This is a genomic window from Thiohalobacter sp. IOR34, assembly GCF_030406045.1.
Lineage (GTDB): Bacteria > Pseudomonadota > Gammaproteobacteria > Thiohalobacterales > Thiohalobacteraceae.
This window is the reverse complement of record NZ_CP128988.1, coordinates 2,310,206-2,330,072: the sequence shown is the minus strand read 5'-3', so window position 1 is coordinate 2,330,072 and position 19,867 is coordinate 2,310,206. Positions and strand designations below refer to the sequence as shown.

Annotated in this window: 20 protein-coding genes; 17 read left to right on the top strand and 3 right to left on the bottom strand. The window is 67.1% G+C overall.

The features are described 5' to 3' along the window. Window positions 1-7: 7 nt before the first annotated feature. Together QVG61_RS10755 and QVG61_RS10750 are read right to left on the bottom strand one after the other, a co-directional pair. The gene (locus QVG61_RS10755; protein WP_289930638.1) at window positions 8-913 is read right to left on the bottom strand and encodes a ribose-phosphate diphosphokinase; all 906 of its coding nucleotides are present in this window, start codon (window positions 911-913) and stop codon (window positions 8-10) included. Window positions 914-935: 22 nt separating this feature from the next. Next, window positions 936-2,510 (bottom strand): thymidine phosphorylase family protein, encoded by a 1,575-nt coding sequence (locus QVG61_RS10750; protein ID WP_289930637.1) that lies wholly within the window; start codon window positions 2,508-2,510, stop codon window positions 936-938. Between the two features lie 298 nt (window positions 2,511-2,808). On the opposite strand from QVG61_RS10750, the gene pomA reads away from it, so the two are divergent. Genes pomA through QVG61_RS10735 form a run of 3 tightly spaced genes read left to right on the top strand, consistent with a single transcriptional unit; the run spans window position 2,809 to window position 5,375 of the window. After that, complete coding sequence (gene pomA, locus QVG61_RS10745) at window positions 2,809-3,579, top strand: flagellar motor protein PomA (RefSeq protein ID WP_289930636.1); 771 nt, start codon at window positions 2,809-2,811, stop codon at window positions 3,577-3,579. Between the two features lie 30 nt (window positions 3,580-3,609). Beyond that, window positions 3,610-4,734, top strand: a complete 1,125-nt coding sequence (gene tssL / locus QVG61_RS10740; protein ID WP_289930635.1) for a type VI secretion system protein TssL, long form — start codon at window positions 3,610-3,612, stop codon at window positions 4,732-4,734. Window positions 4,735-4,757: 23 nt separating this feature from the next. Then, window positions 4,758-5,375 carry a hypothetical protein gene (locus tag QVG61_RS10735; RefSeq protein ID WP_289930634.1) on the top strand — a complete coding sequence of 206 codons (618 nt, stop codon included), beginning with the start codon at window positions 4,758-4,760 and terminating at the stop codon, window positions 5,373-5,375. 412 nt (window positions 5,376-5,787) lie between these two features. On the opposite strand, the gene QVG61_RS10730 is transcribed toward QVG61_RS10735, so the two are convergent. Continuing rightward, the gene (locus QVG61_RS10730) at window positions 5,788-7,596 is read right to left on the bottom strand and encodes an ABC transporter ATP-binding protein/permease (RefSeq protein WP_289930633.1); all 1,809 of its coding nucleotides are present in this window, start codon (window positions 7,594-7,596) and stop codon (window positions 5,788-5,790) included. A 137-nt stretch (window positions 7,597-7,733) separates the two neighbouring features. Here QVG61_RS10730 and QVG61_RS10725 point away from each other — a divergent pair, with 137 nt between their 5' ends. The 14 genes from QVG61_RS10725 (at window position 7,734) to tolB (ending at window position 19,796) form a co-directional block, all read left to right on the top strand. Continuing rightward, complete coding sequence (locus QVG61_RS10725; RefSeq protein WP_289930632.1) at window positions 7,734-7,997, top strand: hypothetical protein; 264 nt, start codon at window positions 7,734-7,736, stop codon at window positions 7,995-7,997. 102 nt (window positions 7,998-8,099) lie between these two features. Beyond that, complete coding sequence (locus tag QVG61_RS10720) at window positions 8,100-8,375, top strand: zinc ribbon domain-containing protein (RefSeq protein WP_289930631.1); 276 nt, start codon at window positions 8,100-8,102, stop codon at window positions 8,373-8,375. A 215-nt stretch (window positions 8,376-8,590) separates the two neighbouring features. Beyond that, complete coding sequence (aspS, locus tag QVG61_RS10715; RefSeq protein WP_289932769.1) at window positions 8,591-10,381, top strand: aspartate--tRNA ligase; 1,791 nt, start codon at window positions 8,591-8,593, stop codon at window positions 10,379-10,381. A 255-nt stretch (window positions 10,382-10,636) separates the two neighbouring features. Next, window positions 10,637-11,737, top strand: a complete 1,101-nt coding sequence (nadA, locus tag QVG61_RS10710) for a quinolinate synthase NadA (protein WP_289930630.1) — start codon at window positions 10,637-10,639, stop codon at window positions 11,735-11,737. Between the two features lie 49 nt (window positions 11,738-11,786). Next, window positions 11,787-12,425, top strand: a complete 639-nt coding sequence (locus tag QVG61_RS10705) for an alpha/beta fold hydrolase (RefSeq protein WP_289930629.1) — start codon at window positions 11,787-11,789, stop codon at window positions 12,423-12,425. A gap of 78 nt (window positions 12,426-12,503) precedes the next feature. Then, complete coding sequence (locus QVG61_RS10700; RefSeq protein WP_289930628.1) at window positions 12,504-13,253, top strand: YebC/PmpR family DNA-binding transcriptional regulator; 750 nt, start codon at window positions 12,504-12,506, stop codon at window positions 13,251-13,253. A gap of 29 nt (window positions 13,254-13,282) precedes the next feature. Continuing rightward, complete coding sequence (ruvC, locus tag QVG61_RS10695) at window positions 13,283-13,801, top strand: crossover junction endodeoxyribonuclease RuvC (RefSeq protein ID WP_289932767.1); 519 nt, start codon at window positions 13,283-13,285, stop codon at window positions 13,799-13,801. Then, complete coding sequence (gene ruvA, locus QVG61_RS10690; protein WP_289930627.1) at window positions 13,798-14,406, top strand: Holliday junction branch migration protein RuvA; 609 nt, start codon at window positions 13,798-13,800, stop codon at window positions 14,404-14,406. Before ruvC ends, ruvA begins: the two co-directional genes overlap by 4 nt. Window positions 14,407-14,725: 319 nt before the next feature. Continuing rightward, a complete protein-coding gene (gene ruvB / locus QVG61_RS10685) occupies window positions 14,726-15,781 on the top strand; it encodes a Holliday junction branch migration DNA helicase RuvB (RefSeq protein WP_289930626.1) in 1,056 nt (351 codons plus the stop codon). A 121-nt stretch (window positions 15,782-15,902) separates the two neighbouring features. Continuing rightward, complete coding sequence (gene ybgC, locus QVG61_RS10680; RefSeq protein WP_289930625.1) at window positions 15,903-16,316, top strand: tol-pal system-associated acyl-CoA thioesterase; 414 nt, start codon at window positions 15,903-15,905, stop codon at window positions 16,314-16,316. Next, on the top strand, window positions 16,306-16,983 hold the full coding sequence (gene tolQ, locus QVG61_RS10675; RefSeq protein WP_289930624.1) for a protein TolQ: 678 nt from the start codon (window positions 16,306-16,308) through the stop codon (window positions 16,981-16,983). The genes ybgC and tolQ overlap by 11 nt, the downstream gene beginning before the upstream one ends. Window positions 16,984-16,987: 4 nt before the next feature. Beyond that, window positions 16,988-17,410 carry a protein TolR gene (tolR, locus tag QVG61_RS10670; RefSeq protein WP_289930623.1) on the top strand — a complete coding sequence of 141 codons (423 nt, stop codon included), beginning with the start codon at window positions 16,988-16,990 and terminating at the stop codon, window positions 17,408-17,410. 3 nt (window positions 17,411-17,413) lie between these two features. After that, window positions 17,414-18,424: a cell envelope integrity protein TolA gene (gene tolA / locus QVG61_RS10665; RefSeq protein WP_289930622.1), complete on the top strand. Its 1,011-nt coding sequence runs from the start codon at window positions 17,414-17,416 to the stop codon at window positions 18,422-18,424. Between the two features lie 70 nt (window positions 18,425-18,494). Next, complete coding sequence (gene tolB, locus QVG61_RS10660; protein ID WP_289930621.1) at window positions 18,495-19,796, top strand: Tol-Pal system beta propeller repeat protein TolB; 1,302 nt, start codon at window positions 18,495-18,497, stop codon at window positions 19,794-19,796. Window positions 19,797-19,867 lie beyond the last annotated feature (71 nt).

Sequence of the window (19,867 nt, the reverse complement as noted above, 5' to 3'; positions counted from 1 at the left end):
GGCCGGGTCAATAGATGGCCTGCAGGCCGCTGGCGAGCAGCGGAGCCAGCTCGATGGCGTTGCTCGAGTGAGGGATGCTGTCGGTGCTCCATACCGAGGTGATGCCGGCCTCACGCATCACCTCCAGGGCGTCGCCGGCGAACAGGGCATGGGTGACCACCGCATGCACGGTTGCCGCGCCGGCCTCGTGCAGCCGCTTGGCTGCCACGGCCAGGGTGTGGCCGCTGCTGGCGACGTCGTCGACCAGCACCACTTCACGTCCGGCCACCGCCAGCGGCGGCAGTTCGATCTCCACCTCGAGGTCACCATGGCGTTGCTTGCGGGCCACTCCGTAGTCGAGGCCGTGGGGGCGGGCCGCCGAGGCCACCCACTGCGCCGACTCCTCGTCCGGGCCGAGCAGCAGGGGGCTGCCCAGGCGGTGCTTGATGAAGGCCCCGATCAGCGGCGCGGCGCTGAGCGTGATTGCCTCGGCTACGGGTACGGCGTCGGCCAGCTGCGCGGTGCGATGCAGGTGGGGGTCGACGGTGGCCAGCCGGTCCAGGTGTTCGGCCAGCCAGCGGCCGACGATGCGCTGGCTGACCGCCTCGCCGGGGTGAAAGGCGGTGTCCTGACGCATGTAGCAGAGATAGGGGGCGACCAGGCTCAGCCGTCTCGCACCCAGTTCCCGGGCCGTGGCGGCGGCCAGCAGCAGTTCCACCAGCCGGCCATTGGGATCGTTCAGGCTGCGGCAGAGGATCACCTCGGCTGGCAGGCTGGGCGGCAGCCGTACCCGGCTCTCACCGTCCGGGAAATGGTGCACCTCGACCGGCGCGTAGTCGGTGCCGAGTGCCGTGGCCAGACGTTGCGCCGGCGCCTCGTACTCGGGGAAACCGAGCAGCAGCGGGCTGTTCCTGGGGTTGTGTCCGTCCTTCATCCCGGTCTCATTGTTGCGCTGGCTAGAACGGCGGCAGCGGCGCGTCAGGTGGCAGCTCGTTACCGAAGCTGTAGCCCGATTCCCGGTCGGTGAGGCTGCGGGCGAATTCGAAGTCGGCACGAACCTCGGCATGCACCCGATAGATGGGTTCGCCGGCACTGACGTCGTCGCCGACCTTCTTCAGCAGGTCGACACCGGCACCCTTGCCCATCGGCGCGCCGGCGATGCGGGCGATGCGCGCCAGCTGGTAGTTGTCGATGGCGGTGACCAGGCCGTCGTGCGGGGCGCAGACCTCGAAACGCAGCGGCCCCGGCTCGAACCGGGTCTTGTGGCGCCCCTGGGCGTCGATGATGGCGTTCATCTTGGTCAGGGCGCGGCCGGATTCGAGGATGTCGCGGGCGATGGCATAACCGGAGCCGCCGCGCACGTCCGGGTCGAACTCCAGGATGCGCCCGGCCAGATGCAGGGCTTTCTGGCGCAGGTCGGCCGGCGCCTCGGGATGGTTCTCCAGCACCTGCATGACGTCGCGTGCCTCCAACACCGGGCCGATGCCGCGGCCGATCGGCTGGCGGCCGTCGGTGATCACCACCTCCAGGTGCAGGCCGCTGCGGTCGCCGACGAACTCGAACAGCTTGCGCAGGGCCAGTGCCTGCCCCATGTGCCGCACCTTGGCGGTGGGGCCGACCGGGATGTCGATCAGCAGGTGGGTGGAGCCGGCGGCCAGTTTCTTGGAGAGGATGGAGGCGACCATCTGTCCCTGGGAGTCGATGCCCAGCGGACGTTCCACCGAGATCAGGATGTCGTCCGCCGGGGCGAGCTGGGCGGTGCCGCCCCAGGCCAGGCAGCCACGGTGATGGCGTACCAGCTCGTGCAGCCGTTCGGGCGGCAGTTCCACCTCGGCCAGCACCTCCATGGTGTCGGCGGTGCCTGCCGGTGAGGTGATGGCGCGGCTCGAGGTCTTGGGGATCAGCATGCCGTGGGCGGCGATGATCGGCACCACCAGCATCGAGGTGCGGTTGCCGGGGATGCCGCCGATGCAGTGCTTGTCGGCCACCAGCGGTTCGTCCCAGTCGAGCCGCTCACCGGAGGCGACCATCGCCTGGGTGAGATAGAGGATCTCGTCCCGATCCAGGCCGTTCTGTCCGGTGGAGACCAGGAAGGCGGCCATTTCCATCTTCGAGTAGCGGTTGTCGACGATGTCCCGGGCAATGGCCAGAAAGTCGTCGGCGTCCAGCCGCTCGCCGTTCATCTTGCGCCGCACCGCCTCCATCGAGGTCGGTGGCTCGGCGTGGGCGACCCGCACCGCGTCGCCCTCGGCGCTGCCGAACTGGTCGAAGGCCTGCTCGGCCAGGCCCAGTTCCCCGGGATTGACGATGTGGTCATCGTCGACCACGTTGAGCACGGCCAGGATGCGGCGTCCGCCATCGGTGATCTCGATCTTGGAAAGGGCCTGGAAGCCTTCCGCCCGGTACACGGCGCAGTCGCGGTGCAAATAGGCCACGTTCTCGCGGTAGGTGTCGATACCGATCCGTTTCACGCGCAGCGAGCGGGATGCCGAGGTTTCGTCAAGCTTTTGATTTCCAGTCTCTTCTGTCATGGGCTGTCCTCAGCCGCGGGGTGGTCTGGCCCCCATTCTAACCCATGCCTGCCGCCGTGGGCGGCGCTCAAGAATCGGCGCCGGAGGGCGATAAGGGGTCTGAGGGTGAAGAACCCGCAGCCGGGCCGGACGGGGGCCGGCCGCCACCATGGAATGTTGTCAGCAAAAAGTGACTGGATGGCCGCTCATGCAATCTGAACAGTGTCGCCGGGGCCGATCGGCCTGCGGCCGGGCAGCCCGTGTCGGGCCGTGCAACGCTATTCCCCTCGACTTCTGCAGCGACGTGGAGAGATAGCAGGTGGATCTCGCAACCCTGATCGGCATGCTCGGCGCCTTCGGTATCATCATCGCCGCCATCGTCACCGGCGGCGATGCCCTGGTGTTCATCAACGTTCCCTCGCTGCTGATCGTGCTCGGCGGCACGGTCATGGCGGTGTTGATCAAGTTCCCGCTGAGCCATTTTCTGGGCGCCTTCAAGGTGGCGCTCAAGGCCTTCATCCACAAGACAGAGAATCCGGACGAGCTGATCCGCGAAGGGGTGGCGCTGGCCAACGTGGCACGCAAGGAGGGCGTGCTGGGTCTGGAGAACCAGGAGATCAGCAACGAGTTCCTCAAGCGCGGCATCCAGTTCTGCGTCGACGGCCACGAGCCGGAGTTCGTGCGCAGCATGCTGAACAAGGACATCAACCTGACCATCGAACGCCACGAGCGGGGCCAGGCGATCTTCAAGGCGCTGGGCGACATGGCCCCGGCCATGGGCATGATCGGTACCCTGATCGGCCTGGTGCAGATGCTTTCCAACATGGACGACCCCAAGCAGATCGGTCCGGCCATGGCGGTGGCGCTGCTCACCACCCTCTATGGCGCCATCATCGCCAATGCCTTCGCCCTGCCGATCGCCGACAAGCTGGCCCATCGCACCATGGAGGAGCGACTCAACAAGAACCTTATCCTGGAGGCCATCAACGGCATCCAGGAGGGCATCAATCCGCGGGTCATGGAGGAACTGCTGAAGACCTATCTGCCCCCCAGCAAGCGCGACCTGGTCGATGAGAAAGAGGCCGCCTGAGCGGCGGTAGCTTCCAGGAGATAGACGGTAATGGATGACGGGTGCCCGCCGGAGAAGAAGAAAGACGAGGGTGCGCCGGCCTGGGTGATGACCTTTGCCGACCTGATGTCGCTGCTGATGTGCTTCTTCGTCCTGCTGCTGTCCTTCTCCGAGATGGATGTGGCCAAGTACAAGCAGATCGCCGGCTCCATGCGCGAGGCCTTTGGCGTGCAGCGCAAGCACAAGGTCAAGGAACCCCCCAAGGGCATCAACATCATCGCCCAGGAATTCAGTGCCGGGCGTCCCGACCCGACCCCCTTCAACATCGTCGAGCAGATGACCACCGACACCATGAAGCAGTTCCTGGACACGGGGGACAGGCGCCGCAAGAGTCACGATGGCAAGCAGGGCCGCAAGGGTGGCGGTTCGCGCCCCGAGTCCGGGCACGACGGCCTGGAGAAGGGCGCCCAGAAGCAGCAGGGGCAGGAGGAGATCACCCGCGAGGAGCTGGTGATGATGCCCAAGGCGGATGCCATGGAGCTGCTCAAGGCGCGCAAGGCTGCAGAACAGCGCAAGCGGCTGCAGAAGACGGCCGAGCAGATTCGCAAGGCGCTGCGCGCCGAGATCAAGAGCGGGGCCGTGGAGGTGGAGAGCACGGACAAGCGGATCATCATTCGCATCCGCGAGAAGGCCTCCTTCCCCTCCGGCAGCGCCTACCTGCGTGAATCCTTCCGGCCGATCCTGCTGCGCGTGGGCGAGATCCTCAAGGGCGTGGACGGCAAGCTGGTGGTGTCTGGCCATAGCGACAACATTCCCATCTTCACCGAGCGCTATCGCTCCAACTGGGAGCTGTCCGCGGCGCGTGCCGTCTCGGTGGTGCACGAACTGATCGACGAGGCCGGCATCCAGCCGCAACGCATCAGCATCGAGGGACGAGCCGACACCCAGCCGCTGGTGCCCAACGACAGTCCTGCCAATCGGGCCAAGAACCGGCGGGTGGAGATCCTCTTCGTGCAGGGTGATGATCTGGAAACGGCCAACGAACTGCCGCTCTCCGGTGTCGAGGCCACACCGGGCCTGGGGGCAGCCCCACGGCAGCCCGGGCAGATGGTCGATGAAGACCCATTCGTAGCCGCACCGCCTGTCGCGGGGACGAAGTCGGCGGGTGTGCCTTGAAGGGTGGAGGTGAGGAGACTGTCATGAAAGCGGAGCAGGAGAAGCGACCCTGCGAGGAGCGGCGCAGATTTTTCCGCGTCGAGGACGAGGCCTTCATCAGCTGCCGGCCGATCGACGAGGCTGAGCTGGAGGGGCTGAAGGAGAGGGTGGCGGACCGCTTGCCGGACCGCTTCACGGTGGCCGCTACCTTTGCCTCCAACTCGCGGATCATGAACCGCATGCTGCAGGGGTTTGCCTTCAACGCCCCGGAGATGGGGCGCTATCTGCGGATGATGGATCAGAAGCTCAACCAACTGGCCCGCCTGTTCGTCATGGAATCCATGGCCGATATCGATGCCGAACCGAGGCGGATCAACGTCAGTGCCTGCGGTCTGGTGTTTCCCTCGGCGACGGAATACCAGCCCGACGATCTGCTCGAGTTTCGGCTGGTCCTGTTGCCGAGCATGGTCGGTATCCTGATGGCGGCGCGGGTGGTGTACTGCGAACGCTCGCCGATGGGCGGCAGTCATCCCTGGCAGGTGGCCATCTCCTACGAGTACATCAGGGAGAACGATCGCGACCTGCTTTGCAGCCACCTGCTGAGCAAGGAGACGGAGCAGCGCCGCCGGCAGCGGGAGGAGGAAGAGGAAGGTGGAGGCTAGGATCCGGGGTCCGGGATCCAGAATTCAGAAGTCAGAAGTCAGAAGTCAGAAGTCAGAAGTCAGAAGTCAGAAGTCAGAAGTCAGAAGTCAGAAGTCAGAAGTCAGAAGTCAGAAGTCAGAAGTCAGAAGTCAGAAGGGCGGGCTGTGCCCACCCTTCTGACTCCCAGCTCCTAGCCCGCATATTGCACCAAGGCGGCCCGTATGATCGGCGTTCATCCTGTTATCCAGGGCCGTGGCGGCCATCAACGGTACAGGTTGCGCCTATTCGATTGACTCCGGGTATCGCGGCCTGGAGACCGCTCCTACGGGGCGTGGCGGCACAATATGGTGTAGGAGCGGCCTCCAGGCCGCGATCGAGGCGGGCACTGCCCGCTCTTCCAGCTCCCAGCTCCCAGCTCCTAACTCCCAGCTCCTAACTCCCAGCTTCAAGCTCCTGGCCCCTTTCCTCCTGCTGCTGCAGTCGCCATAGCTGGGCGTAGATGCCGGCGCTCTCCAGCAGTTCGGCATGGCTGCCCTGTTCGACGATGCGCCCGTCGTCCATCACCAGGATGTGGTCGGCATCGACGATGGTCGACAGGCGATGGGCGATGACCAGGGTGGTGTGATCGGCCGCGACCCGGCGCAGGGCTTCGAGGATCAACTGTTCCGAACGTGAATCCAGGCTGGAGGTGGCCTCGTCGAAGACCAGGATCTTCGGCTGCTTGAGGATGGCGCGGGCAATGGCGACGCGTTGTTTCTCGCCGCCAGAGAGTTTCAGGCCACGTTCCCCCACCAGGGTCTGGTATCCCTTGGGCAGGCTGATGATGAAGTCATGGATGTTGGCCAGCCGGGCCGCCTCGACCACCTCCTCGTAACTGGCCTCGGGCCGGGCATAGGCGATGTTGTAGTACAGGGTGTCGTTGAACAGCACCGTGTCCTGCGGCACGATGCCGATCGCCGCCCGCAGGCTGGCCTGGGTCACGTCACGGATGTCCTGGCCATTGATCAGGATGCGCCCCGCCTCGACCTCGTAGAAGCGGAACAGCAGCCGCGCCAGGGTCGATTTGCCGGCCCCGCTGGGGCCGACCACCGCCAGCTTGCGGCTCGGCGGGATGACGAAGCTGATGCCCTTGAGGATGGGGCGGTCCGGGTCGTAGGCGAAGTGGACCTGCTCGAAGCGTACCTCGCCGTCGCCCACCACCAGGGGCGTGGCGCCCGGGCGGTCGCGGATCTCGGGTTCGGTCTCCAGGACCTCGAACATCTGCTTGAGATCGGCCAGGGCATGCTTGAGCTGGCTGTAGACGATGCCGAGAAAGTTCAGCGGGATGAACATCTGCAGCAGAAAGGCGTTGACCAGAACCAGGTCGCCGATGGTCAACTCGCCGTCGACCACCCCTTGGGAGGCCAGGGTCATCAGCAGGGTGACGCCGACGGCGATGATCCCGGCCTGGCCGACGTTCAGCGCCGAGAGCGAGGTCTGGCTCTTCACCGCGGCATCCTCCCACTGACCCAGGCTGTGGTCGTAACGGCGCAGCTCATGGCCCTCGTTGCCGAAGTACTTGACGGTCTCGTAATTGATCAGGCTGTCCACCGCCTGACTGTTGGCAAGGGAGTCCATCTGATTCATGCGCACCCGGTGCTTCATGCGCCATTCGGTGATCAGGAAGGTAAAGCCGATGTACACCGCCACCGAGGCGAAGGTGATGATCGCGAACCAGGGATCGTACTTGGTGAGCAGGATGCCGGCGATCATGGTCACCTCGATCAGCGTCGGCAGGATGTTGAACACCATGTAGTTGAGCAGCGAGCTGACGGCGCGGGTGCCGCGCTCCATGTCGCGCACGATGCCGCCGGTCTTGCGTTCCAGGTGGTAACGCAGTGACAGCTGGTGCAGGTGGTCCAGCACCCGCGTCGAGACGCTGCGCATGGCGCCGTGGCGGACCCGCGCATAGATCGCGTCGCGCAGCTCGTTGAACAGGGCGCTGGCCAGGCGCAGCAGGCCGTAGCCGAGCAGCAGCGCCAGTGGCAGCTGGAGACCGGCATGGCGGCTGGCATCGAGGCTGTCGACGATGTCCTTCAGCAGCAGCGGGATGCCGACATTGGCGGCCTTGGCCAGCACCAGGAAACCGAGAGCCAGGGCCACCCGGCCGCGGTAGCGCCAGAGGAAGGGCAGCAGTGAGCGCAGCGTCTTCAGATCGCTGGCGCGGGTGGTGGGGATCTGCGTGGGCCGGCTGTTGAGCATGGCGTTCGCTGCTGGCTGAAACGAAGGCGCGACATTGTCACACAACCTGCCGCGGCCGCAAGCGTCTGCAGCATGCCATGGCCGCTATCCCGCATTTGCGGTAGGGTAGGGTTCAGGAGGCGTTGGGAGGAAGCAGCATGAAACCGAGCAATGAGCAGATGGAGGCGGCGCTGGCCGAAGCCGAGCGCCTGCGCGAGGCGGACGCGGATCCCCGGGGTGTGGCTCACATGCTGCTCTATCTGGCACGGCGCAACGCGGCGCTGGAGCGGGTCTGCGAGGTCGCCGAGCGCTACGTGAAATTCGGCCTCGACGAAAACGAGCACCGTCAGCTGCTCAAGGCGCTGGAGGCGGCCCGGGAGACCGAGGACGACATCGATCTGGGACTGGGCAGTTCGTCCTGAACTCGCGTCGCTTGACTTTTCAGGCGCTCACCCCCATGTTTGCGCCCAACATCGCGCCCCGCGTCCGTGGGCAATGTAACCCATTGAAAACAGGTGAGAGCCATGCCGATCTACGAATACAAATGCGGCCACTGCGGCCACGAACTGGAATCCCTGCAGAAGCTCAGCGACGCACCCCTGAAGGATTGTCCCGAGTGCGGTGAATCCGCCCTGCAGAAGAAGATCTCGGCCGCCGGTTTCCGCCTCAAGGGCGGCGGCTGGTACGAGACCGACTTCAAATCCGGCAAGAAGAAGAACGTCGCCGACTCCGACTCCAAGAAGTCCTCCGACAGCAAACCCGCCGGCGGCTGCGGTTCCGGCAGCTGCGGCTGTCACTGACGTTAATAGCTGCGGAGTCCACAATGGCCACGGAATCCACGGAAAACACCGAAGGTTAATGGCGGCGCCGTAAGCCCGAGTATATTTCCGTGGATTCCGTGGCTATCCTCCGGCTTCGGTTGCGCCATTGAGCCCTTCGCCGTAACATTCCCGCCTTTGACCCGGCCCGTCCGGGTGTCCCCCGGATCCAGGAGTTTGCAGTCATCATGAGTTCCATGCGCAGCCACTATTGCGGGGAGCTGAACGAGTCCCATATCGATGAACAGGTCAGCGTCTGCGGCTGGGTGCACCGGCGGCGCGATCACGGCGGGGTGATCTTCATCGACCTGCGCGACCGCAGCGGCATCGTCCAGGTGGTCTACGATCCGGACACGCCGGATTCCTTCCTGATTGCGGAGAAGGTGCGCAGCGAGTACGTGTTGCAGGTCAAGGGCCGGGTGCGGCGTCGCCCCGAGGGCACCGAGAACCCGGACATGGCGACCGGGCAGATCGAGGTGCTGGGCAAGGAACTGGAGATCCTCAACGCCGCCGAGACGCCGCCCTTCCAGGTCGACGAGGACGACATCGGCGAGGAGCTGCGGCTGCGTTACCGGTATATCGATCTGCGCCGGCCGGAGATGTTCGAGCGCATGCGGCTGCGTTCCGAGATCACCCGCCAGTTGCGCTATTTCCTCGACCAGCACGGCTTCCTGGACATGGAGACGCCGATGCTGACCCGCACCACGCCAGAGGGCGCGCGCGACTATCTGGTGCCGAGCCGCACCCACCAGGGGCACTTCTTCGCCCTGCCGCAGTCGCCACAGCTGTTCAAGCAGCTGCTGATGATGAGCGGCATGGACCGTTATTACCAGATCGTGCGCTGCTTCCGCGACGAAGACCTGCGCGCCGATCGCCAGCCCGAGTTCACCCAGCTCGATATCGAGACCTCGTTCCTTGACGAGGACGAGATCATGTCGCTGATGGAGGAGATGATCCGTGACCTGTTCGCCCATGTGCTGGAGGAGGCGTTGCCCAATCCCTTCCCGCGGATGAGCTATGCCGAGGCCATGGCGCGTTTCGGCTCCGACAAGCCGGACCTGCGCATCCCGCTGGAACTGGCCGACGTCGGCGACCTGATGGCCAGCGTGGAGTTCAAGGTCTTCGCCGCGCCGGCGGCCGACCCGCGTGGCCGGGTGGCGGCGCTGCGCGTGCCCGGCGGCAACCGCCTGACGCGCAAGGAGATCGACGAATACACCCGGTTCGTCGGCCGTTACGGCGCCAAGGGGCTGGCCTACATCAAGGTCAACGAGGTGGCCAAGGGGCGCGAGGGCCTGCAGTCGCCGATTCTCAAATTCCTGCCGGACGAGGCCATCGACGGTATCCTCGCCCGCACCGGGGCCGAGGACGGCGACCTGATCTTCTTCGGTGCCGACAAGGCGAAGATCGTCAACGAGGCGCTGGGCGCGCTGCGCGTGCAGCTCGGTCACGACCTTGGCCTGGTCGAACACGGCTGGCGGCCACTGTGGGTGGTCGACTTCCCGATGTTCGAGTGGGACGACAAGGAAAACCGCTGGACGGCGCTGCATCACCCCTTCACCGCCCCCCGGGAGGAGGACATCGAACGCCTGGCCACGGACCCCGGCAGCTGCCTGTCGCGCGCCTATGACATGGTGCTGAACGGCACCGAGGTCGGCGGCGGCTCGATGCGCATCTACCGCGCCCACGTCCAGGCCGAGGTGCTGAAACAGCTCGGCATCGGCGAGGAAGAGGCGCGCGACAAGTTCGGCTTCCTGCTCGATGCCCTCAAGTACGGCTGTCCGCCCCATGGCGGCGTGGCCTTCGGCCTCGACCGGCTGGTGATGCTGATGACCGGTTCGCCCTCGATCCGCGACGTCATGGCCTTCCCCAAGACCCAGAGCGCCGCCTGCCTGCTGACCAATGCCCCCTCACCGGCCGGCGAGCGCCAGCTTCGGGAACTCGGCATCCGCCTGCGCAAGCCGCCGGCGGCCGAGAAGGCTGACGGATAATAGCCACGAAACCCACTAAACCCACGACAAAGAAATCGGGCCCTTGTCTTCGCGGACCCGTGCGCGTCTTGGCGGGGATAGAGTTTCCCTGGGTTTCGTGGCTATCGATCGATGTTCCGCTTGAAAAATCCCCTGTATCCCCAATCTTGGTAGTCTCCGTCGCTTTCCCCTACTCAAAAAGTGGTACTGCCACGGGGGATTTCATCTAGTATATTTTCCACAACCGGATCACCCTCGGATTTGCGGAGGACTGTCATGGCGGCAACGGCCGAAGCGCTGGATATCTATTCCCATCTCGATGACGCGGCCTGCGAGGCACGCATCCTGGCGGCGCGCGAGGCGCTGGGTGAGCGGGTGGTCATCCTCGGCCATCACTATCAGCGCGAGGAGGTGTTCCGCCACGCCGACTTCAGCGGCGATTCGCTGAAGCTTTCACGCCAGGCGGCCAGTTCCAGCGCCGAGTACATCGTCTTCTGCGGCGTGCACTTCATGGCCGAGGTGGCCGACATCCTCTCGCGCCCCGACCAGGTCTCCATCCTCCCGGACATGGCTGCCGGCTGCTCCATGGCCGACATGGCCGACCTGGCCCGGGTCGAGCGTGCCTGGCGCGAGCTGGCCGAGGTGCTGGAGCCGGACGAGCAGGTCACGCCCGTCACCTACATCAATTCCGCTGCCGACCTCAAGGCCTTCTGCGGCCGTCACGGCGGCATCGTCTGCACCTCCACCAACGCCCGCCATGTGCTGGAATGGGCCTATGGCCGGCGGGACAAGGTGCTGTTCTTCCCCGATCAGCACCTGGGCCGCAATACCGCCCATGCCATGGGCATGCCGTTGGAGGAAATGGTGGTCTGGGACTACGACCTGCCGATGGGCGGTCTCAGCGCGGAGCAGATCCGCAAGGCGAGGATCATCCTCTGGAAGGGTTTCTGCTCGGTGCACCAGATGTTCCGCCCGGAGCACATCGACGCCTTCAAGGCCAGGTATCCCGAGGCCAAGGTGGTCTCCCATCCCGAGGCCAGCTTCGAGGTCTGCCAGAAGTCGGACTATGTCGGCTCGACGGAATTCATCATCAGGACGGTGCGCGATTCGGCACCCGGCACCCGCTGGCTGGTCGGTACCGAGCTGAACCTGGTCAACCGCCTGCACCAGCAGTACAAGCACGAGGGCAAGAACGTGCACTTCATGTCGCCCACGGTGTGCATGTGCTCGACCATGTTCCGCATCGACCCCCAGCACCTGTGCTGGACCCTGGAGAACCTGGTCGAGGGGCGGGTGGTGAACCGCATCCAGGTGCCGGCAGAGGAGGCGGCCCAGGCACGGCTGGCCCTGGAGCGGATGCTCGAGGTCTCGCCCTGATCCCATGGCGGCCGTCTCGCCCCCGCCGGGAGACGGACCGCCGCAGCCCGTGCTCCTGATCCACGGTGTGTGGATGCCGGCCGCCAGCCTGGGTCTGCTCGCGTGGCGGCTGCGCCGCGCCGGTTTTCTTCCCCGCCTCTTTTCCTATCCTTCGGTGCGTCGTCCGGTGGCCGTCAATGCGCGGCGGCTGATCGCCGAGGTCCGTGCCCTCGGCGAGCCGCTGGGGATCGTCGCCCACAGCCTGGGCGGCCTGGTTGCCCTGCGTGCGCTGCACGACGAGCCGGGGCTGCCGGTGCAGCGGCTGGTGCTGCTCGGTACCCCGCTCAGGGGCAGCGCCCTGGCGCGGCGCATGGCGGCGTTCGCCCCCGGCCGCTGGCTGCTCGGCCACAGCCGGGACGAGGGGCTGCTGGGCGATGCGCGCCTGCCCGGGGCGCCGCCCGCGACCGGCCTGATCGCCGGCACCCGTCCCCTGGGCCCCGGCCGGCTGTTGCCCGGCCTGCGCGGGCCGAGCGATGGTACCGTGGCGGTGGCCGAGACCGCTCACCCACTGCTGGCGGCGCGCTGCTGCCTGCCGGTGACCCACAGCGGGTTGTTGCTGTCCCGGGCGGTGGCGGCAGAGGCCATCCACTTCCTGCGCCAGGGGCGGTTCGATGCGGACGGTCCCTGCAAGATTTGCCCCGAAGCCTGAGGAAGCAGGCCGCGCCTGCCGATTCGGTCCGGCGCCGTGCTAAAATGCCAGCCATTTGAAGTGTTGCGAGAGGCAGTCATGGCAGGACACAGCAAGTGGGCCAACATCAAACACAAGAAGGCCGCCAACGACAAGAAACGGGGCAAGATCTGGACCAAGCTCATCCGTGAGATCACGGTGGCGGCGCGCGAGTGCAAGACCTCGGACCCGGCCGCCTGTCCGCGCCTGCGCCTCGCCGTCGACAAGGCACTGGGAGCCAACATTCCCAAGGACACCATCGACAAGGCTTGCAAGCGCGGTGCCGGCGAGCTGGAAGGTGCCAACTACGAGGAGGCCCGCTACGAGGGTTATGGCCCGGCCGGTGTGGCGGTGCTGGTCGATTGCATGACCGACAACCGCAACCGCACCGTCTCCGAAGTGCGTCACGCCTTCACCAAGAGCGGCGGCAACCTGGGCACCGACGGCTCGGTGGCCTACCTGTTCAAGAAGACCGGCATCCTCAGTTTCGCGCCGGGCGTGGACGAGGACGCGGTGATGGAGGCGGCGCTGGAGGCGGGTGCCGAGGACGTGATCACCAACGATGACGGTTCCATCGACGTGCTGACCACCCCCGAGGACTTTGCCGAGGTCAAGGCGGCGATCGAGGCCGCCGGCCTCGAGCCGGACAACGCCGAGGTCACCATGCGCGCCGAGACCCTCACCCCCCTGGACGTCGAAACCGCGGAGAAGGTGATGCGTCTGATCGACCGGCTGGAGGACCTGGACGACGTGCAGGAGGTGTACACCAACGCCGACATTCCGGACGAGGTGCTGGATGCCATGGCCTGATGCCGGTCACGGCGCAAGGGCCTGAGCGCATGACCCGCATCCTCGGCATCGACCCCGGCTCGCAGAACACCGGCTTCGGCATCGTCGACGTCGAGGGTTCCCGCCAGGATCACGTACACAGCGGCCGGCTGCGCATCCAGGCGGACGGCCTGGCGCAGCGGCTCGGCATCATCTTCCGGGGCATCAGCGAACTGGTCGAGGAATGGCGCCCGCAGGAGGTGGCCATCGAACGGGTGTTCATGTCGCGCAACGCCGATTCCGCCCTGAAGCTCGGCCAGGCGCGGGGCGCGGCCATCTGCGGGGTGGTGGCGGCCGGGCTGCCGGTGGCCGAGTACAGCCCGCGTGAGATCAAGCTGGCGGTGGTCGGCACCGGTGGCGCAGACAAGGTTCAGGTACAGCACATGGTGCAGATGCTGCTCAAGCTCTCCGACCGGCCGCAGGCCGATCAGGCCGACGCCCTGGCGGTGGCCCTCTGTCATGCCAACACCCGGGCCAGCCTGCTGCGCGTGGCGGCGGCCCGTGGCAGCCGCCGGGGGCGTTACCGGTGATCGGTTTCCTGCGCGGCAGGCTGGTCGCCAAGCGGCCGCCGCAACTGCTGCTGGAGGTCGGTGGCGTCGGCTACGAGATCGACGCGCCCATGACCACCTTCTACGATCTGCCGGAGACAGGTGCCGAGATTACCCTGCACACCCACCTGGTGGTGCGCGAGGACGCCCACACCCTGTACGGCTTCGGCCGCCTCGCCGAGCGCAGCCTGTTCCGCAGCCTGATCCGCATCAGCGGCGTCGGGCCGCGCCTGGCCCTGGCCATCCTTTCCGGCATGAACGCCGACGAGTTCGTGGCCTGTGTCCGCGAGGGCGACAGTGCCGCCCTCACCCGGGTGCCCGGCATCGGCAAGAAGACCGCCGAGCGCCTGGTGGTGGAACTGCGCGACCGCCTCGACGACTGGGCGGCGCCGGCTGCGGTCCCGGCCGCGGCGGCCGGCAGCGTGGTCCAGCCGACCGATGCTGTGGCGGAGGCGGTCAGTGCCCTGATCGCCCTCGGCTACAAGCCGCCGGAGGCCAGCCGCATGGTGCGGGCCATCGACAGCAGCGGGCTGACGGCGGAGGCGATCATCCGCCAGGCGTTGCAGGCCACGGTCCGTCCGTCCTGAATGGAAGCCACGCGATTAACCCGGCGACAATGTATGTCATGTTCAGGGCTCCAGGGATGTACTGGATCAAGGCGCGGCGCGCAGGCAAGGGGCATTCCCTTGTCAAGCGCCGTAACGCGGAGCCGGTGCATCCCTGGAGCCCCTGACCGAATTGATGCCAGAAGACAGGCTGTCGTGTGCCCGTCCACGGCGGCGTTATCGGAACTTGCGGTAGAATGGCTACCGCGGCGTTCCGATGCCTTGCCGTGGACGGGCACACGACGGCTGAACACGATATACATTGTTGCCGGGTTAATAACATGAAGTGGATGTCCGCCGAATGAGCGAACAAGACCGCCTGATATCTCCGGCCGCGGCCGGTGCCGACGAGGAACGCCTCGATCGGGCCATCCGTCCCCGCCTGCTGGCCGACTACCAGGGACAGCCGCAGGTCCGCGAGCAGATGGAGATCTTCATCGGTGCCGCGCGCCAGCGCGGCGAGGCGCTGGACCATCTGTTGATCTTCGGCCCCCCGGGCCTGGGCAAGACCACCCTGGCGCACATCGTCGCCAACGAGATGGGGGTCGGCATGCGCCATACCTCCGGTCCGGTGCTGGAGAAGCCGGGCGACCTGGCGGCGCTGCTCACCAACCTCGAGCCCCACGACGTGCTGTTCGTCGACGAGATCCACCGCCTGAGCCCGGTGGTGGAGGAGGTGCTGTATCCGGCGATGGAGGACTACCAGCTGGACATCATGATCGGCGAGGGGCCGGCGGCGCGCTCCATCAAGCTCGATCTGCCGCCCTTCACCCTGGTCGGGGCCACCACCCGTGCCGGCCTGCTGACCTCGCCGCTGCGTGACCGTTTCGGCATCGTCCAGCGGCTGGAGTTCTACAGTGCCGCCGACCTGGCCGGCATCGTCCGCCGTTCGGCGGCCATCCTCGGGGTGGAGATGGACGAGGGCGGTGCGGCCGAGCTGGCGCGCCGCTCGCGGGGCACGCCGCGCATCGCCAACCGCCTGCTGCGCCGGGTGCGCGACTATGCCCAGGTCAAGGGCGACGGCCGGGTCGATGCCGAGACCGCGCGGCGGGCGATGGATCTGCTCAATGTCGACGCCCAGGGCTTCGACCACATGGACCGGCGGCTGCTCTCGGCGCTGATCGAGAAGTTCGACGGCGGGCCGGTCGGCATCGATAGCCTAGCCGCCGCCATCGGCGAGGAACGCGGCACCATCGAGGATGTCATCGAACCCTACCTGATCCAGCAGGGGTTCATGATGCGCACCGCCCGTGGCCGGCTGGCGACCCGTGCCGCCTGGCTGCATCTCGGTCTCAAGCCGCCCGCCGGCGGCGCGGCCGGGGGCGGCGAGGCGTCCTTGTTCGACGAGCCGATCTGATGTGGGTCAAGCCATCTTGCGCACGGCTCTGTTATCGTCCGCGCCGAGGCGCGCAGTGAAGTCGACCGCAGTCCGGAATCTTTGCCGGCAGCGGCGGTCATAGACGGGGGTCGGGAAGGCGGTGGCGGAGTTTCGATGGCCGGTGCGGGTCTACTACGAAGACACCGACAGTGGCGGTGTGGTCTATTACGCGAACTATCTGAAATTCATGGAGCGGGCACGAACCGAGTGGCTGCGCAGCCGGGGTCTGGAGCAGGACCGGCTGCGCGAGGAGCAGGGCATCATCTTCGCCGTGCGTGCCGCCGAGATCGAGTTTCTGCGCCCGGCCCGTTTCAACCAGGCGCTGGAGGTCACCGCCCGCCTCGCCGAGGCGCGCCGCGCCAGTCTCAGTTTCGAGCAGGTGGTCTATCCGGCCGGCAGCAGCGAGGCACCCTGCTGCAGCGGCCGGATCCGCATCGCCTGCCTGGATGCCCGCAGCTTCCGGCCGCGCGCCCTGCCTTCCAGCCTTTTGACGGAGATACTGGATGACGACTGACCTCTCCCTGATGCACCTGGTGCTGGGCGCCAGCCCGGTGGTGCAGGCCGTGATGCTGCTTCTGCTGCTGCTGTCGGTGGCCTCCTGGGCGATCATCTTTCACAAGTGGAAGTTGCTGGGCGGTGCCCGGACCGAGGCGGAACGTTTCGAGGACCGCTTCTGGTCGGGTGGCGACCTGGCCGGCCTCTACCAGTCGGTCTCCGCCGGCGAGGGCGAGGTGCAGGGGATGGCCGATATCTTCGAGGCCGGCTTCAAGGAGTTCGCCCGGCTGCGCAAGCAGCCCAATGCCGACGCCAGTGCCACCCTGGAGGGGGCGCAGCGGGCCATGCGGGTGGCCTTGTCGCGCGAGGAGGACCGGCTGGAGCACAACCTCTCCTTCCTCGCCACGGTCGGTTCGACCAGTCCCTACATCGGCCTGTTCGGCACCGTATGGGGCATCATGAACGCCTTCAGCGCCCTGGGCAACGTGCATCAGGCGACCCTGGGCATGGTCGCGCCGGGCATCGCCGAGGCGCTGATCGCCACCGCCATGGGCCTGTTCGCCGCCATTCCCGCAGTGGTCGCCTACAACCGCTTCTCGAACGACGTCGAGCGGCTGATCAGCCGCTATGACAATTTCCTGGAGGAATTCTCCAGCATCCTCCACCGCCAGGTCCTGGGATCCTGAGGTCATGGCCTGCAAGCGCAGCAAGAGACGTCCCATCGCGGAGATCAATGTCGTGCCCTACATCGACGTGATGCTGGTGATGCTGGTGATCTTCATGATCACCGCACCGCTGCTCACCCAGGGGGTGCAGGTGGAACTGCCGAGCGCTGCCGCCGAGGCGCTGCCGGCCGACAGCCTGGAACCGCTGGAGGTGACGGTCGATGCCGAGGGGCGCTACTACCTCAATCTCGGCGACGAGCGGCAGCCGGTGGACGCCGACACCCTGCTGCAGCGCGCCGCCGCGGTGCTGCGCCACAAGCCGAAGACGCCGGTGCTGGTGCGCGGCGATCAGGCCGTGAACTACGGCGCGGTGGTGCGCGCCATGGTGCTGCTGCAGCAGGCCGGTGCCCCCAGCGTCGGCCTGGTCACCGAGCCGCCGGCGGAGTAGGCCATGTGGGAACTGCTGCGGAACGATCCGCTCGCTGTCGTCTATGCCCTGGCCGTGCACCTGTTGTTGCTGGCGATGCTGGTGTTCAGCATGGACTGGCAGGTGACGCCGGCCCCCTCGGGACCGCCCGAGCAGAAGGCCATCCAGGCGGTGGCGGTGGACGAGGCCCGGGTGCGTGCCGAGGTGGAACGGCTCAAGGCCGCGGAGCGGCGCAAGGAGCGCGAGGCCGAGGCGCGCCTGAAGAAGTTGCAGCAGGAGGCCGAGCGTGCCGAGCAGCGGCGGCGCCAGGAACAGCAGCGGCTGGCCGAGATCCAGCGCAGGAAGGAGCAGGAGGCCCGGCGTCAGGCCGAGCTGAAACGCAAGCAGCAGGCCGAGGCCAAGCGCCTGGCCGAGCTGAAGCGCAAACAGGAGGAGCTGGCCCGCCGTCAGCAGGCCGAGGAGAAGCGCCTCGCCGAGCTGGCCCGCCAGCGCAAGGCGGAAGAGGCGGCGCGCCGCGCGGCGGAGGCGAAACGCAAGGCTGAGGAAGAAGCCAGACGCAAGGCGGCGGCGGAGGCCAGGCGCAAGGCGGAGGCCGAGGCGAAACGCAAGGCCGAGGAAGAGGCGCGGCGCCGGGCCGAGGCGAAGCGCAAGGCCGAGGAGGCGGCGAAACGGGCGGCAGCCGAGCGTGCCCTGCAGGAGCAGCTGGCCCGCGAGCGCGAGGCGCTGGCGGCGGAGCAGGCGCGGCGTGAGCAGCGCATCGTGGACGAGTATGTCGCGGCCATCAAGCAGAAGGTGGAGCGCAACTGGATCCAGCCGTCGACTAGCCGGGTCGGCCTGTCCTGCACGGTGCAGGTGCAGCTGATCCCGGGCGGCGAGGTGATGAACGTGCGTATCGTGCAGGGTAGTGGCGACACCGCCTTCGACCGCTCGGTGGAGGCCGCGGTCTACCGGGCCTCGCCCCTGCCCCTGCCGCCGAACGGCCAGCTCTTCGAGCGCTTTCGCAGCCTGACCTTCCGCTTCAAGCCGAAGGCCTGAGCATGAGCCGAGAGGGGATTGGGATGCTGTCGCTGCCGACGGCGAGGGATGGAAACAGGAGGACTGATTCATGCGTGCCCTGAAGATCCTGGCCCTGGTGCTGCTGCTGTCCCTGCTGCGCCTGGCCCAGGCCGGCCTGACCATCGAGATCACCTCCGGCGTGCAGGGTGCCATGCCGATCGCTGTGGTGCCCTTCGCCTGGGACGGCCCGGGGCCGGCGCCGCAGGACGTGGCCGCCATCGTAGCTGCCGACCTGGCGCGCAGCGGCAGCTTCAACCCCCTGCCGCGGGCCGATCTGCTGGCCCGGCCGAGCGAGGCCGCGGCGGTCAACTTCCGCGACTGGCGGGCGCTCGGTGTCGACAACCTGGTCATCGGCCGGCTGATCGCCGAGGGGCCTGACCGCTATCGGGTGCAGTTCCAGCTGTTCGACGTGTTCCGTGCCCGGCAGCTGGCCGGCTACAGCGTGCCCGCCGGCCGCGCCCAGCTGCGGCGGGTGGCGCACTATATCAGCGACCTGATCTACGAGACCCTGACCGGCGAACGCGGCGCCTTCCAGACCCGCATCGCCTACGTCACCGCCACCGGTGCCCTCGACCAGCGGCGCTACGCCCTGCAGGTGGCCGACTCCGACGGCTACGATCCGCTGACCATCGTCAGCTCGCGCGAACCCCTGATGTCGCCGGCCTGGTCGCCGGACGGGCGGCGCATCGCCTATGTCTCCTTCGAGGGCAAGCGGGCCGCGGTCTATGTGCAGACCCTGGCCAGCGGCGAGCGCCAGAAGGTGGCGGCCTTCGAGGGCATCAACGGCGCGCCGGCCTGGTCGCCGGACGGCCGGCGTTTGGCGCTGACCCTGTCGCGCGACGGCAATCCCGAGATCTACATCCTCGACTTGGCCGACGGCGCCCTGCGCCGCGTCACCCGCCACCCGGCTATCGACACCGAGGCGGTCTGGGATCCGGACGGCCGCAGCCTGGTGTTCACCTCCGATCGCGGCGGCGCGCCGCAGCTGTACCGCATCCCGCTGGACGGCGGCCGGGCGCAGCGACTCACCTTCGAGGGCGGTTACAACGCCAGTCCCGATTTCTCGCCGGACGGCAAACGCCTGGCGATGGTGCACCGCGGCAACCAGGGCGCCTACCGCATCGCGGTGCTGGATCTGCAGACCGGCCTGCTGCGGATTCTCAGCGACGGTCGTCTCGACGAGTCGCCGACCTTCGCGCCCAACGGCCGGATGGTGCTGTATGCTACCGAGGCCGGGCATCGAGGTGTGCTGGCGGCCGCCTCGGTAGATGGTCGCGTCGGCCAGCGTCTGCGGCTGCAGGAGGGCGACGTGCGCGAGCCGGCCTGGTCGCCCTTCCTGCCGCGTCGCTGAGCAGGGGATTGCACATGTCTGCCGCAGGCGCGGTCTGTCGGCGGGAACGAACTGAGACTGGAAAGGAGTAG